The 13333-nt window shown below is 70.7% G+C and carries 11 protein-coding genes; 8 read left to right on the top strand and 3 right to left on the bottom strand.

The genetic code is table 11. From position 1 onward, the window contains the following. Positions 1 to 375 precede the first annotated feature (375 nt). From AC1MGR_RS16295 to AC1MGR_RS16315, 5 genes are all read left to right on the top strand, one after another. The gene (locus tag AC1MGR_RS16295) at positions 376 to 666 is read left to right on the top strand and encodes a hypothetical protein (protein ID WP_480232261.1); all 291 of its coding nucleotides are present in this window, start codon (positions 376 to 378) and stop codon (positions 664 to 666) included. Positions 667 to 741: 75 nt separating this feature from the next. Next, a complete protein-coding gene (locus AC1MGR_RS16300) occupies positions 742 to 1941 on the top strand; it encodes a DUF3095 domain-containing protein (protein WP_480232262.1) in 1200 nt (399 codons plus the stop codon). Next, complete coding sequence (locus AC1MGR_RS16305) at positions 1938 to 3701, top strand: patatin-like phospholipase family protein (protein WP_238230169.1); 1764 nt, start codon at positions 1938 to 1940, stop codon at positions 3699 to 3701. Before AC1MGR_RS16300 ends, AC1MGR_RS16305 begins: the two co-directional genes overlap by 4 nt. A gap of 434 nt (positions 3702 to 4135) precedes the next feature. After that, the gene (locus AC1MGR_RS16310; RefSeq protein ID WP_108037181.1) at positions 4136 to 4414 is read left to right on the top strand and encodes a hypothetical protein; all 279 of its coding nucleotides are present in this window, start codon (positions 4136 to 4138) and stop codon (positions 4412 to 4414) included. Between the two features lie 131 nt (positions 4415 to 4545). Then, entirely contained in the window at positions 4546 to 4941 is a 396-nt protein-coding gene (locus AC1MGR_RS16315; RefSeq protein WP_480232263.1) for a DUF4149 domain-containing protein, read from the top strand. Positions 4942 to 5111: 170 nt separating this feature from the next. Here AC1MGR_RS16315 and AC1MGR_RS16320 read toward each other — a convergent pair whose 3' ends face one another. Next, a complete protein-coding gene (locus tag AC1MGR_RS16320) occupies positions 5112 to 8246 on the bottom strand; it encodes an efflux RND transporter permease subunit (protein ID WP_480232264.1) in 3135 nt (1044 codons plus the stop codon). Between the two features lie 7 nt (positions 8247 to 8253). Next, entirely contained in the window at positions 8254 to 9528 is a 1275-nt protein-coding gene (locus tag AC1MGR_RS16325) for an efflux RND transporter periplasmic adaptor subunit (protein ID WP_480234819.1), read from the bottom strand. Between the two features lie 289 nt (positions 9529 to 9817). Here AC1MGR_RS16325 and AC1MGR_RS16330 point away from each other — a divergent pair, with 289 nt between their 5' ends. Together AC1MGR_RS16330 and AC1MGR_RS16335 are read left to right on the top strand one after the other, a co-directional pair. Next, the gene (locus tag AC1MGR_RS16330; RefSeq protein WP_108037187.1) at positions 9818 to 10495 is read left to right on the top strand and encodes a response regulator transcription factor; all 678 of its coding nucleotides are present in this window, start codon (positions 9818 to 9820) and stop codon (positions 10493 to 10495) included. Then, a complete protein-coding gene (locus AC1MGR_RS16335) occupies positions 10488 to 11897 on the top strand; it encodes an ATP-binding protein (RefSeq protein ID WP_480232265.1) in 1410 nt (469 codons plus the stop codon). The genes AC1MGR_RS16330 and AC1MGR_RS16335 overlap by 8 nt, the downstream gene beginning before the upstream one ends. A 100-nt stretch (positions 11898 to 11997) precedes the next feature. On the opposite strand, the gene AC1MGR_RS16340 is transcribed toward AC1MGR_RS16335, so the two are convergent. Further along, positions 11998 to 12396, bottom strand: coding sequence for a hypothetical protein (locus tag AC1MGR_RS16340; RefSeq protein ID WP_480232266.1), 399 nt, complete (start codon positions 12394 to 12396; stop codon positions 11998 to 12000). An 87-nt stretch (positions 12397 to 12483) separates the two neighbouring features. Between AC1MGR_RS16340 and AC1MGR_RS16345 the strand changes: the two genes are divergently transcribed. Beyond that, a complete protein-coding gene (locus tag AC1MGR_RS16345) occupies positions 12484 to 13305 on the top strand; it encodes a Dps family protein (protein WP_480232267.1) in 822 nt (273 codons plus the stop codon). Positions 13306 to 13333: the final 28 nt, after the last annotated feature.

Genomic DNA, 13333 nt, shown 5'->3' on the forward strand with positions numbered 1-13333 from the left:
GCCTGATGCCGGCAACTCGCAAAACACCTTCCGGCGCACGGTTCGGCCGCCCCGCCGCCGAGGCCGATGCCCAGACCTCGGCCTCGGCCGTCGCCGGCGAGCCCGGGCGACCGGATCGCCGCCCTGGCCACAGAATGGCAAGCGATCGTCCTGTCGCGCCCTCGTGCAACGGAGGGACGGCGCCGATTCGACAGTCTTCGCCGCCGTGAAAGCCCGCAGAACGCTGATCGTCACCATGCCATTTCGGTATTGTACGGTCCTGCCATCGAGGCGTTACCGTCGAACGGAGCGAAGGGGTCCGGCGACGGTCCGGTGCGTGATCGGCTTGCCCCTTCGAGGTCACGACGTTTCCGAAGGATGCGAGACATGATCCGCTTGGCGATCGCGACGGGTTTCTCCTGTGTCGCAGCGTGGGCGTCCCCGGCTTTGGCGCAAACCGACGGGTCCATCGAGGCCTACGGCACGCGCTTCGCGCTGTCGCCGTTCGAGACGATGGAGGCCTCCGTCGCCGTCGCATCCGACAGGAACGGCCGCAAGTTCAACGTCGTCAGGGCACCGAACGGACGGATGATGGTCCTGCTCCCGGTGGACAGGGTGAAGGATGTCTCGCCTTATGCCGATGACTCGGAGATGATGTTCGGCGGCACCAAGGGGTCGACCCGCTAATCGGAACGGCTCCGGACCCGTGCCGTCGTTCGGCAGAGGGAGGCGGCGACCGGAGCCGCCCGGGGGTGGCGGGCGATGCGCCAGGACGAGGGTGGTCAGGACGAGCGTGGTCACGACACGGGAGCGGGCGAGCCGGCGTTTTCCTACGCCTCCCTGCCCTGCCTCGGACATTTCGCCGACGTTCTCGACGAGAGCCGCTACGCACGCGTGCCGGACGACTGGGCGGTCGGTCTCTGCGACGTGGTCGATTCGACGGGCGCCATCGCGCAGGGGCGCTATCGGGCGGTGAATTTCGCCGGTGCGGCCGTGATCGCAGCGGTCCGCAACGCGCTCAAGGGCGTCTCGTTCGGCTACGCCTTCGGAGGCGACGGCGCGAGCGTGCTCGTGGCCCCGGCCGACCGTGCGGCGGTGGCCGGCGTGCTCGCCGCGACCGCCGGCTGGGTCCGCGCCGAACTCGCGCTCGACCTGCGCACGGCCCTGATCCCCGTCGGTGCCCTGCGCGCCGCCGGGGCCGATCTGCGGGTCGCCCGCTACGCGGCGTCCGCGCATGCCGATTACGCGATGTTCATGGGCGGCGGCCTGACCCTCGCCGACACGCTGATGAAGCGCGGCGCCTATGCCCTGACGCCGACGGTGGACGGACCGCGGCCGGACCTCACCGGGCTGGCCTGCCGCTTCGAACCCCTGGCGGCGAAGGATGGCGTCGTCCTCTCGCTCATCGTCGTCCCGAGACCGGGGGCGGACCGCCGCGACCTGCGGAACGCCCTCGAGGCGGTCCTGTCGGTGGTGGAGGCGAGCCCCGCCGCGGGACGGCCGCTGCCGCCCCAGGGACCGAACATGCGCGCGCCCTGGTCCGGCCTCGCGGCGGAGGTCGCGGCCGCGGGGCCCCTGGCCGGCTCGCGGATGCTCCGCCGCATCGCCGTGTTCGGACGGGCCTGCCTCGCCTATGCGGTGTTCCGGCTCGGCCTGCCCGTCGGCGGGTTTTCCCCGCGCACCTATCGGCGCCACCTCGCCGCCAATGCCGATTTCCGGAAGTTCGACGACGGTCTGCGCCTGACCGTCGCCTGTCCCCACGCGACCGCCGACGCGATCGAAGCGCAGCTCGCCGCGGCCCGGACCGCGGGGCTCCTGCGCTTCGGCCTGACCCGTCAGGATTCGGCCGTGGTGACCTGCATCAGCCCCTCGGTGATGCGTGCCGGCCACGTCCATTTCGTCGACGGCGCCGATGGAGGCTACGCCAGGGCCGCCCAGCAGTTGAAGGCCGATCCGGCATGAGCGGGCACGGCGTGGGTTTCGGCGACATCCCGTTTCTCGCCGGGTTGGAGCCCGCACTCGCGGACGCCGTCGCAGCCCACATGGTGTCCCTCGCCGTTCCCGGCGGCGCGACGCTCTTCGCGGAGGGCGACGCCGGCGACGGGCTGTATACGCTGGTTTCCGGGTGCATCGGGATCTCGAAGCGCGATCCCCAGACCGGCCGCCCGAAGCGGATCGCCCGCCTCGCTCCGCCCGAGACCCTCGGCGAGATGGCCCTCCTCTCCGCGGCGCCACGCTCCGCCACGGCGACGGCCCTGCGCGACAGTCACGTTCTGTACCTGGCGCGCCCTGCCTTCGAGCGGATCATCGCGCAGCACCCGGCGACGCTCCTCTATTTCAGCCGCCTCGTCGCCGAGCGCCTCCGCGCCGTCTACGAGGGCAAGCCCCTGGACGACCGGCCCCGCAGCTTCGCGGTGCTGGCGGTGACGGACGGCCCCGACACCACCGGCTTCGGCCTTCGCCTCGCCGAAGCGCTCGATGCCGTCCTGCCCGGCCGGACCGGATGCCTCGCGGACTGGCCGGCCGGGGCGGACGAGGCCTGGTTCCATGCCTTCGAGGCCGCGCATGCCCGCACGATCTTCGTCGCCCACGAGATCGACTGCCCCTGGTGCCAGCTCTGCCTGCGTCACGCCGATCACGTTCTGCTGCTGGCCGATCCCGGTGCGCCGCCGCGTCCGGCGGCGCGCGCCTATGGGGGGCGCCTCCGCTCGGACTGGGTGGAAACGGATCTCGTCATCTGCCAGGGCGCGGATGCGCACCTGCCGAGGCCGCTCCATCCGGACACCGCCGCCCTTCCGGCCGTGCGTCCCGCCGCCCTGGCGATCCATGTCCGCCCGGGCCGCGCCCCCGATATGGCCCGCCTGGCCCGGCTCGTCAGCGGTTGCGCGCGCGGGCTGGTCCTGGGCGGGGGCGGAGCCCGTGGCCTGGCGCATCTGGGCGTTCTCGAGGTGCTCGCGGAGGCGGGCCTGGCGATCGACCTGGTCGGCGGCACCAGCATGGGGGCGATCATCGCCGCGAGCGTCGCCATGGGATGGGACGTGGCGGAGATCCGCGCGCGCACGATCGAGTCCTTCGTCGGTCGGAATCCGCTGAACGACTACACCCTGCCCTACCTCGCCCTGACCCGGGGCGCGAAGGTCGATGCCGGGCTCGCCGAACGCTTCGGGACCGCGACGATCGAGAACCTGTGGCTGCCGTTCTTCTGCGTCTCGTCGAACCTGACGACGGGCAGCGCGATGATCCACCGCGCGGGCCGCGTCGCGGAGGCCCTGCGCGCCAGCATCGCGATCCCGGGACTTCTGCCGCCGGTCTGCACGCCCGAGGGCGTCCTCGTCGACGGCGGAATGATGAACAACCTCCCGGCCGACGTGATGGCCCGGCTGAAGCGCGGCCGGGTCCTGGCGGTGGATGTCGGGAGCGACCTCGCCTTCCAGGCCATGCCGACGCGGTCCTGGCGCGGCCGCACCCTGCGGCGCTGGCTCGGCGCACCCGATGCGATGCCGGCGATCGCCCCCCTGCTCCTCCGGGCCGCCACCGTCTCCAGCGACGCCCAGAGTATGATGGCGGTCAGCCAGGCGAGCGTGGTGCTGAAGCCGGCCCTCGCCGGCATCGATCTCCGCGCCTGGTCCAGTTTCGAAGAGATCGCCGTCCTCGGGGCCGACTGCGCCCGCGACGCCCTGGCGTCCGGCGGCCTCGCCGCCTGGGCCGATCCGGGCGATTGACCGCGTCGCCGGAAGGCCGCCGCAGCCCGGAGCCGTCATGGCTCAGGCGGGGATTCGCCGTCCGGCGGCGCCCGCAGCACTGCCTTGCCCCAGGCCAGGCGACGGGGGGCGTTCGTTCGCCGGACCCGTCTCGACCAAGTGTTCGCCCGGGAGGGGTTCATCCGATCGAGCAACGTTCTGCAGCCTCGCGCGGCTTTGCATCTGACCGGCGCTCCGGCGGTCGTTCGGTCGCGGCCAAGCCCTTTCCGTGTCGCCGCGCCTCCGGGGCTGTGCATACCCTGAACCCATGCATGCGGTGGTAAGGCGCATCGCCATGTCGGTTCGCCTTCACAGATACCCTCAGGCTCCGGGAAACTCGGGTGTCTGCCGGCCCGAGGACGGGACGGGGGCGCATCGACACCCTTCCCGAAGCGACGCATCTGCGGAGGCTCCAAATGCCAATTCGTGCCGTGTTGGTCCTCATGCTGGCCTCGGTTGCGACGCCGGCCATGGCCTTGGAACCGCAGGATACCCTGCGCGACTGGAAGACGGCCTCCGGTGCGGACCGGGACCGCGTCCTGAAGCAGCTGGAGGACTCCCTGGGTGGAGCGGCCCCTCGCAAGGATGTGCTGTCCTGCCTGAATGATGCGGCCGGAATGACCCCCCATGCCGATTTGCGCGTCGCGGATGTTTTCACGGCCTGCGCGAAGCAGTCTTCGGAAAAGTCGATCTAGGCCCTGGTCGTCCCTTCGGCCGGATTTCGGCTCGCGGGACCGTCCCTGCGAAGACGGACATGGCACGTCGGAGCCACGCGGGAGCGACGGCGCCCCACGCGGGCGGGCAAAACCACTGAGGTTCGGTCACGATGCTCTCGCAAGCGGCTCTCCTTCTCACGGCCCTGCTGTTCGGCGGGATGGTTCTCTACTCGTTTGGGTTCGCCGCGTTCCTGTTCAGCGCCCTGCCGCCCGCCGAGGCGGGTCCGCTCCTGCGCCGGGCCTTCCCGCATTTCTACGTCTTCGTCTTCGGATGCGCTCTCGGTGGCGCCGCGCTCTCAGCCGCCGTCGACACGACCTCCGCCGTCATCCTGGGGCTCATCGCGGTGACGGCACTCCTCGCGCGCCAGATCCTCATGCCGGCCATCAACGTCGCGACCGACACGGGCAAACGCAAGCGCTTCGCCGTCCTCCATACCGGGTCCGTCCTGGTCACCCTGGCCCATATCGCCGGGTCGTCCGCGGTCATCCTCAGACTCTCCGCCTAACCGTTTTCGGCGGCTCCTCTCACGGAACGGATCCCGCAGTTCGGGAGCGACCCATTCGGCGACCCGGGTCGATCGAGCGCGTCGCCCGCCAATCGGCTGTCGTGCCGCCCAAGCGCCAGATCGCCGACAAGGCCTACGATGCACGGAGCCCAACTCGGACATCCGGCATCCTAGACATCGGCGCGGGCCGACCGGCCCCGGCGAACGGGCTGAACCGGTTCGGCCGCGCGGCGGCGCCAGGGCAGCCGGAGATGCGCCAGGTACGGATAGACGGCGGGCAGGACCACCAGCGTCAGGAGCGTGGCGGTGACGAGGCCGCCGATCACCACCGTGGCCAGGGGACGCTGCACCTCGGCGCCGGCGCTCGTCGAGAGCGCCATCGGCAGGAAGCCGAGGGTCGCCACGAGGGCGGTCATCAGCACGGGCCGGAGGCGCATCTCGGCGGCCCGGGTCGCCGCCTCGCGCGGGTCGAGGCCGAGGCGCTCCAGGTCGCGGATGTAGCTCGTCAGCACCACGCCGTTCAGGATGGCGATGCCGAAGGTGGCGATGAAGCCGATGGCCGCCGAGATCGAGAACGGCAGGTCGCGCAGGTACAGGGCGACGATGCCGCCGGTGGCGGCCACGGGCACGTTCAGGAAGATCAGTCCGGCCAGGCGGACATCGCCGAACATCACCACGAGCAGCACCAGAATTGCCGCCATCGCCGCCGGCACCACCACCGAGAGCCGGGCCGTCGCCTCCTGCAGGTTCTGGAACTGGCCGCTCCATTGCAGGGCGTAGCGCGGCGGCAGGCTGACCTGCGCCGTCACGGCCGCCTGGGCGTCGCGCACGAAGCTCTGCACGTCGCGGCCGCGGACATTGGCCTGGACCGAGATCCGGCGCTGCAGGCGCTCGCGGCTGATCTGGGCCGGACCCGTCGCCACCTCCACCGAGGCGACCAGCGACAGGGGCACGAGCGTCTTCCCATTCCGCCCGACCGGCAGGTCGCGGATGCGCGCGACGTCGCCGCGGTCGCCGGCGCGCAGGCGGACCACGATGTCGGTGATGGAATTGTCGTCGCCGTAGATCATGCCGGCGGTGCGGCCGCCGATGCTCTCCACCACGTCGAGGACGTCGCTGACGTTGACGCCGTAGCGGGCGGCCGCCGCCCGGTCGACCTGGATGGAGAGCGCCGGCATGCCGGCCTGCGCCTCGGCCTTCACGTCGGCCGCGCCCGAGACGCCGGAGACCACGCGCACGATGGCGTCCGCCTTGTCCTTCAAGACCTTCAGGTCGTCGCCGTAGAGGCTGATCGCGACGTCGCCGCGTACGCCCTCTAGCAGGTCGTCCATCCGCATCTGGATCGGCTGCGAGAACGCGTAGGACACGCCCGGCACCGCCTCGCGCAGGCGTTTGTCGAGGGCGGCGACGAGCCCGTCCTGGGTCTCGGCCGTCGTCCAGGTCGAGGGGTCGGTGAGCGTGATGAAGCTGTCGGTGGACTCGACGCCCATCGGGTCGGTCGGGATCTCGGCGCTGCCGGTCAGCGAGACGACGCGCTTCACCTCCGGGAACGACTTCAGGGTCTGCTCGATGCGGTGCATCACCTTGAGGGAGGCATCGAGATTGATGCCCGGCAGCTTCTCCGAGGTGATGACGATGGAGCCTTCCGAGAGCTTGGGCAGGAATTCGCCGCCCAGGCGCGTTGCCAGCCAGCAGCTTCCGGCGAAGAGGCCGAGGGTCACGAGGACGGTCAGGCCGGTGCGGCGCTCGGCGAGCCGCAGGACCGGCGTGTAGGCGCTGCGGACCCAGTGGACGAGGCGCGTCTCGCGCTCGCCGATGCCGGGGCCGGCCAGCACGATGGCGGCCAGGGCCGGCATCAGCGTCATCGTCAGCACGAGCGAGCCGGCGAGCGCCAGGATGACGGTCAGCGCCATCGGCCGGAACATCTTGCCCGCGACCCCTTCGAGGGCGAGGACCGGCAGGTAGACCAGGATGATGATGGCGACGGCGAACAGGATCGGCCGGGCCACCTCCACGGTCGCCTCCCGTATCACGGTCTCGGCCGGACGGTCCGGGTGCTCGCCGCGCGCCCGCAGGACGTTCTCGATCATCACCACGGCGCCGTCGACGATGAGGCCGAAATCGATGGCCCCGAGGCTCATCAGGTTGCCGGAGAGCCCGAACAGCCGCATGCCCGCGAAGGCCATGAGCATCGAGAGCGGGATCGCGGCCGCCACCACGAGGCCGGCGCGGAGATTGCCCAGAAGGAGCAGCAGCACGACGATGACGAGCACCGCCCCCTCCAGGAGGTTGTGCTCGACGGTGCGGATGGTCCGCGCCACCAGGGTGCTGCGGTCGTAGTACGGCACGATCTCGACGCCCTGCGGCAGTTGCGGCCGGAGATCCGCGAGGGTCTGCTTGACCCGCTCGACCACCGCGCTGGCGTTCTCGCCCTGCTGCATCATGGCGATGCCGACGACGGTCTCGCCAGCGGCGTCGTGGGTGACGGCGCCGAGGCGGACCTTCGGCGCCTCGACCACCTCGCCCAGGGTGGCGACCGTCACCGGCACGCCGCCCGGGCCCGTGGCCACGACGGTCGCGGCGAGGTCGGCGGTGCCCTTGGCGAGGCCGAGGCCGCGGATGACCTCCTGCTGGTCGTTGTGCTCGATGTAGGCGCCGCCCCGCGCGGCGTTGTTCTCGGACAGCGCCGTGTAGACCTGCCCCATCGTCACGCCGTAGCGGTGGAGGCTCTCGGCGGCGATGCGGACCTCGTAGGTCGGCATCTCGCCGCCATAGACGTTCACGTCGGTGATGCCGGGGGTGAGCTTGAGCTTGGGCGCGATGGTCCATTGCAGGATGCGCTTCAGGGCCATCGGCGCGTAGCCCGGTCCCCGGACCTCGAACTGGTAGATCTCGCCGAGGCCCGTCGCCATCGGACCCATCTCCGGGTCGCCGACGCCGGCCGGCATCGTCGCCTTGGCCAGGGGCAGGCGCTGGAAGACCTGCGCGCGCGCCTCGGTGATCGACAGGGCGTCGTCGAAGGTGACGTAGACGGCCGAGACGCCGTAGCGCGAGGTCGAGCGGATCCCGGTCAGCCCCGGTGCGCCGGCCATGGCGTTCTCGACCGGAAAGCTGACCAGCCGCTCGACCTCCAGGGGGCCGAGGCCCGGCGACAGGGTCAGGACCATCACCTGCTTCGGGGAGATGTCCGGGACCGCGTCGATGGACAGGCCTTCGAGATTGACGATGCCGCCGACGGCCCCGGCGAGGGCCAGGACCAGGACGAGCCAGCGGCGGCGGATGAGAAGGGCGAACCAGGCGTTCATCGCGACCTCAATCCGTCGCGCCGAGCAGCGCGCGCATCAGGATGGCCTTGAGGCCGAAGCTTCCCTCCGTCGCGACCGTTTCGCCCGCCGTGATGCCGGACGTCACCTCGACCCAGTCGGTACGCTGGACGCCGAGCATCAGCGCCCGCTTCTCGAAGCGGTCCGCGCCCGTCCGCACGAAGGCGATGGGTCCGGCTTCCGTCTGCTGGATCGCGGCGGACGGCACCGTGACGCCCGCGCGCCCGAGATCGGCGGCGATCTCCACGGACACGAACATGTTCGCGCGCAGGCTCCCGTCGGGATTGGCGACCTCGATCCGGGCCGGGGCGGTGTTGGTCATCGGGTCGATGGCGGCATTGACCGAGCGCACCCGGCCCTCGAAGCGCGGATGCGCCACGACCGGAGCCTCGATGGTCGCCCGGTCGCCGGCCTTCACGGTGGTGATGTCGTGTCCGTAGAGGTTCGCCAGCACCTGGATCTGCGACGGGTCGGCCACGGTGAAGGCATCGCGGTTCGTATCGACGACTTCGCCCAAGGTGATCCCGGCTGCCGTGACCACGCCGTCGATCGGCGAGACGATGGCGCTGGTGCCGGGGGCCTGACCGGGCGCGGGTGCGAGACGCTCGTACTGCGCGCGATAAAGGTCGACCTGCGCTTGCGCCGAGAGGGTGGCTGCATGCGCTTTCGCGCGATCGACCTGGCGCCGGTCGACCTCGGCCTGGGCGACCCCGCCCATCTTCACGAGGTCGCTGCCGCGCTTGAGGTTGGTCTCGGCGACCTTTTCCGTCGACTGGGCTTCTCCGAGGCTGGCTTGCGCCGCGGCGAGGCCGTTGCGAGCGTCGAGGACGCCGGAGGCATCGAGTGTGGCGAGCGTTTGTCCGGCGCCGACGCGGTCGCCGGGCTGAACCGCGAGACTGAGCACGCGACCGGAGGTCCGGGGTTTCAGGCGGGTGACCCGGCGCTCGTCGAAGGCGATGGTGCCGGGTGTCCGGACCGGCAGGACGATCCGCCGGTTTTCGGCCTGTCCGAAGGCCAGTCCGAGACGCCGCTGCCCCTCGGCATCCAGCGTCACGACAGTGTCCTCGGCGGGCGCCTCGGACGCGGTTGCGCGCTCGGGCGAAGCGGACCCGAATCGTGTGGCGGCCTCGGGACGGGAGGACAGCCCGGCCCGAACCAGCAGCGGTTCGGCGAACGCCTGCACCGCCTCCCGGTACCACCATCCGGTCAGGCCGAGGGCAAACGCGACAACCATCAGCGCCATCGTCCAGCGACGCCCGGCCATGGCGGACTTCGGATCCGCCGCCTCGGTCATGCCCTGCGCAGCAGTCTCCGGGGCTCGACGCGCCGCGCCTTGCATGGGCGGCCGAGCCTCGCCGTCCGCGGCTGCGCGTGTCTCCCCCTCCACCAGCACCGGAACGTCCACCCATCAGTTTAGATCTATTCTAAGACATAGGGTGGGCTGCGGGCGTCGCCATTAAATTCGGGTTCACACGGGTGGTTTCGGGGCGGGTTTCGAGCCAGCCGCCCCATATGGTGCTCCTGGGCGATGACGGGTGACCGGGGGAACACGGGTGGCGCGGCTGCTGCTGATCGAGGACGATGCCGCGACGGCCGAAGAGGTGCTGGGCGATCTCCGCGGGCGCGGTCACGCGGTGGCCTGGGTTTCGACCGGTCCGGAGGGCGCACAGGCTGCGCGGGCGGAAACCTGGAACGCCATCATCCTCGACCGGATGCTGCCCGGCCTGGACGGTCTGAGCTTGCTGCAGGACCTGCGCGGGTCGGGCGACCGGACCCCGGCCCTGGTCCTGAGCGCCCTCGGCGACGTCGACGAGCGCATCCGGGGCCTGCGCGCCGGCGGAGACGACTACCTGGGAAAGCCCTTCGTCCTCGGCGAGCTCGCGGCCCGGATCGAGGCGCTGCTGCGCCGCCCCACCGACACGCGCGAGACCGTCCTGCGGGTCGGCAGCCTGGAGCTCGACCTCATCGCCGGAACCGGGCGCCGGGGCGGACGCGACCTCGACCTACTGCCGCGCGAACTCAAGCTGCTCGCATACCTGATGCGGCGCCCCGGACAGGTCGTGACCCGGGCGATGATGTTCGAGGAGGTGTGGAACTACCGCTTCACCCCGAAGTCGAACCTCATCGACGTGCATCTCGGGCGCCTGCGCCGGAAGCTGGAGACCGGCGGCGAGCCGATCCTGATCCACAATGTCCGGGGAGAGGGCTTCACCCTGACGCCCGATGCCTAGCGTCATGCGCTCCACCGCCTTCCGGTGGGCCCTCGGCATCGCCCTGTGGTCGACCCTGCTGTCGCTGCTGCTGTTCGCCTTCGTGTACTGGCAGACCGCCGCCTTCATGCAGGACGAACTCGCCCAGGTCCTGCGCCACGAAGCGCGCTATGCCGCCCGGGATCCCGCCAAGGCGGCGGTCCGCATCGAGACCTGGATCAGCGAAGACCTGCACAGCGTGCACTTCGCCGGCCTGTTCGACGCCGCGGGGCGCAAGCTCGCGGGCAACCTCGACGCGCGGCCTGCGGACCTGCCGCTGGACGGCGAGGTCCACCGGATCGGCACGCAGGTCGCCATCGCGGGCCGGCGCCTGCACGAGGAACTCTGGTCGGCCGCCCGGTCCCTGGAGGACGGCAGCGTGGTGGTCGTGGCCCACGACACCGACGAGATCGACCGCGCCAAGGCCACGGTGATCCGGGCGCTGGGCCTTGCCCTCGTTCCGACCCTGGCCTTCTCGATCCTCGGCGGCGTGCTGCTCGCCGGACGGGCCCGGCGACGGCTGGCCGCGACCGAGGCGGCGGTCGCGCGCGTGATGCGCGGCGACCTGCGCCAGCGCCTGCCGGTCGGCCCGGCCGGGGACGAGTTCGATCGCCTGGCCCAGGACGTCAACGGGATGCTCGACGAGATCGAGCGCCTGATGGAGGAGGTGCGCGGCGTCGGTGACGCCGTCGCCCATGACCTGCGGACGCCCCTGACGCGCCTCCGGCTTCGCCTGGAGCGCGGCCGGACGCAGGCCCGGGATCTCACCGAACTGCGCCAGGCCGTGGACCAGGGTCTGGTCTGGATCGACCAGACCCTCGACATGGTGACGGCGGTGCTGCGCATCGGCGAGATCGAGCATGGCCGGCGCTGCGCCGCCTTCGGCCCGGTCGACCTGCGGCTCGTGCTGAGCGAAGCGGTCGAGCTGTTCGAGCCGCTGGCCGAGGAGAAGGGGGTCGCCCTGGCCCCGGACATCGACGATGCGGTGCCGCCCGTCGCGGGCGACCGCAGCCTGATCTTCGAGGCGGTGTCGAACCTCCTGGACAACGCGATCAAGTTCACGCCCGCGGGTGGCCGGGTCGGGATCGGCCTCCTGCACCGGGACGGCGAGGCCCTGATCGTGATCGAGGATACGGGGCCCGGGATCCCCGCCGCCGAGCGGGAGCAGGTGTTCCGGCGCTTCTACCGGGCGGAGCGAGCCCGCCAGACGCGAGGCAATGGCCTCGGTCTCGGTCTCGTCGCCGCCATCGCCAAGTTGCACGGATTCGCGCTGGCCCTGACCGAGCGGGCCGGCGGCGGGTGTCGCTTCGAGGTCGCCTGTCCGGGAGGCCAAGGTCCTGCGACCGTGCCTGAGCGTGCCGGGATCACCGGGCCTGGACCCTGATGCGAATGCTTCCGACGTCGTCAGGATACCTGCATTCGGTTCGCGCCGATATTCTCGTCGGGTCTGTCTTCAAGTCCTTCGCTCGAAAATGAATTTTAATTTAGATCTGGTGTCGATGGGCGCCCGCGTATCGATCCTTGGGGATGATCGATTTCGAGGCTCTCAATCTCCGGACGGGATTTTGCCTGTTCTTCGGGTTGGCCATGCTGTCGTCGCCGACATTGGCGCGGCCGTCGGGGCCGCCGAGAGCGGTGCCGCCATCCTTCACCGAGCCCGTCGGCGTGCCGCACAAGCACTGTGCGGGTTCCTGCATCAGTCGCGGTTCGCTGCAATGGTCCTGCAGGGCCGAACAGACCTGTTCGTTGAACTGTTCGACGGCACCACCCGATATGGGCTGCCTGAACGAAGGGGACTGAGCGGCACCGGAACGGCGCGACCGATGCGGGCGCGGCGTGATCGGTGATTCCGGCCGCAACCCGAATCCTAAATTCCGGTTCATTCTCGAACGCTTCTAAACTGCAGCCGTTTCCCAGGCCCACGCCGCCTTTCCCGGCGGCGTCCAGCCCAAGGTCAACAGCGGCATCCCATGACGAACCTGCGTTTCCTCTCGGCCCTGCTCCTCGTCGGGACGGCCCTTCCGCTTCCCGTGCTGGCCAACGGCGCCCCCGTTGCCTCTCCGACCGCATCGAATGCGATGACGGTCCTGTCGCGGATCGATCTCGCCCAGGCCGACCAGCCCGCCGCGGCGACCAGGACCGACGATGTCCGCGCCGCCTCGCAGACCCGGACGACGAGCCCGCAGCCGGTCGGCGCCTTCCCGACCAACGAGATGTCGGGGCTGCCCGTCATCGGCCTGGACGGCGGTGCCGACGCCGTGAAGAAGGACGTCGCGGCCCTGCAGCAGACGCTCACCGAGTTGCAGCAGCTCCAGCTTCAGACCAAGCAGGCGCACTGGAACGCGTCCGGCACCCTGTACTACCCGCTGCACCTGCTTCTTCAGAAGCATTACGAGGGCTTGTCCAAGTACGCCGACACCATCGCCGAACGCCTGCTCGCCGTTGGGGCCTCGGCCGATGGGCGCGCCAACACCATCGTGCGGACGTCCGGCGTTCCGGAGATCCCCGGCGGCTTCCTCGACGATGCCCAGATCCTGGCCTGGTTCACCAACGCCTACAAGCGCGTCGGCGAGGAGGTGAACGCGGCCATCAAGGCGACGGAACCGGTCGATCCGACGACCTCGAACCTGCTGCAGGAGGTCGAGCACGGCATCGCCAAGTACCAGTGGCAGATGCGTGCCCAGCTCCAGCGGACCAAGACCGATCCGAACACGGGCTGGGACCTCAACGACAACAAGCCCGTCGACCTGTCGCCCCAGACGTCTCCGGCGCCTGCCGGCCCCCGCCCGTAGGGGCGTATTCCGTCGCCGATGGTTTCTC

It is taken from the genome of Methylobacterium sp. BI1 (assembly GCF_056680125.1).

Excerpts from the sequence above, each read along its gene's own strand:
- AC1MGR_RS16345 (WP_480232267.1), top strand. The coding sequence starts at position 12,484 with ATGACGAACCTGCGTTTCCTCTCGGCCCTGCTCCTCGTCGGGACGGCC.
- AC1MGR_RS16325 (WP_480234819.1), bottom strand. The coding sequence starts at position 9,528 with ATGGCCGGGCGTCGCTGGACGATGGCGCTGATGGTTGTCGCGTTTGCC.
- AC1MGR_RS16305 (WP_238230169.1), top strand. The coding sequence starts at position 1,938 with ATGAGCGGGCACGGCGTGGGTTTCGGCGACATCCCGTTTCTCGCCGGG.
- AC1MGR_RS16340 (WP_480232266.1), bottom strand. The coding sequence starts at position 12,396 with ATGAACCGGAATTTAGGATTCGGGTTGCGGCCGGAATCACCGATCACG.
- AC1MGR_RS16335 (WP_480232265.1), top strand. The coding sequence starts at position 10,488 with ATGCCTAGCGTCATGCGCTCCACCGCCTTCCGGTGGGCCCTCGGCATC.
- AC1MGR_RS16300 (WP_480232262.1), top strand. The coding sequence starts at position 742 with ATGCGCCAGGACGAGGGTGGTCAGGACGAGCGTGGTCACGACACGGGA.
- AC1MGR_RS16315 (WP_480232263.1), top strand. The coding sequence starts at position 4,546 with ATGCTCTCGCAAGCGGCTCTCCTTCTCACGGCCCTGCTGTTCGGCGGG.
- AC1MGR_RS16310 (WP_108037181.1), top strand. The coding sequence starts at position 4,136 with ATGCCAATTCGTGCCGTGTTGGTCCTCATGCTGGCCTCGGTTGCGACG.
- AC1MGR_RS16320 (WP_480232264.1), bottom strand. The coding sequence starts at position 8,246 with ATGAACGCCTGGTTCGCCCTTCTCATCCGCCGCCGCTGGCTCGTCCTG.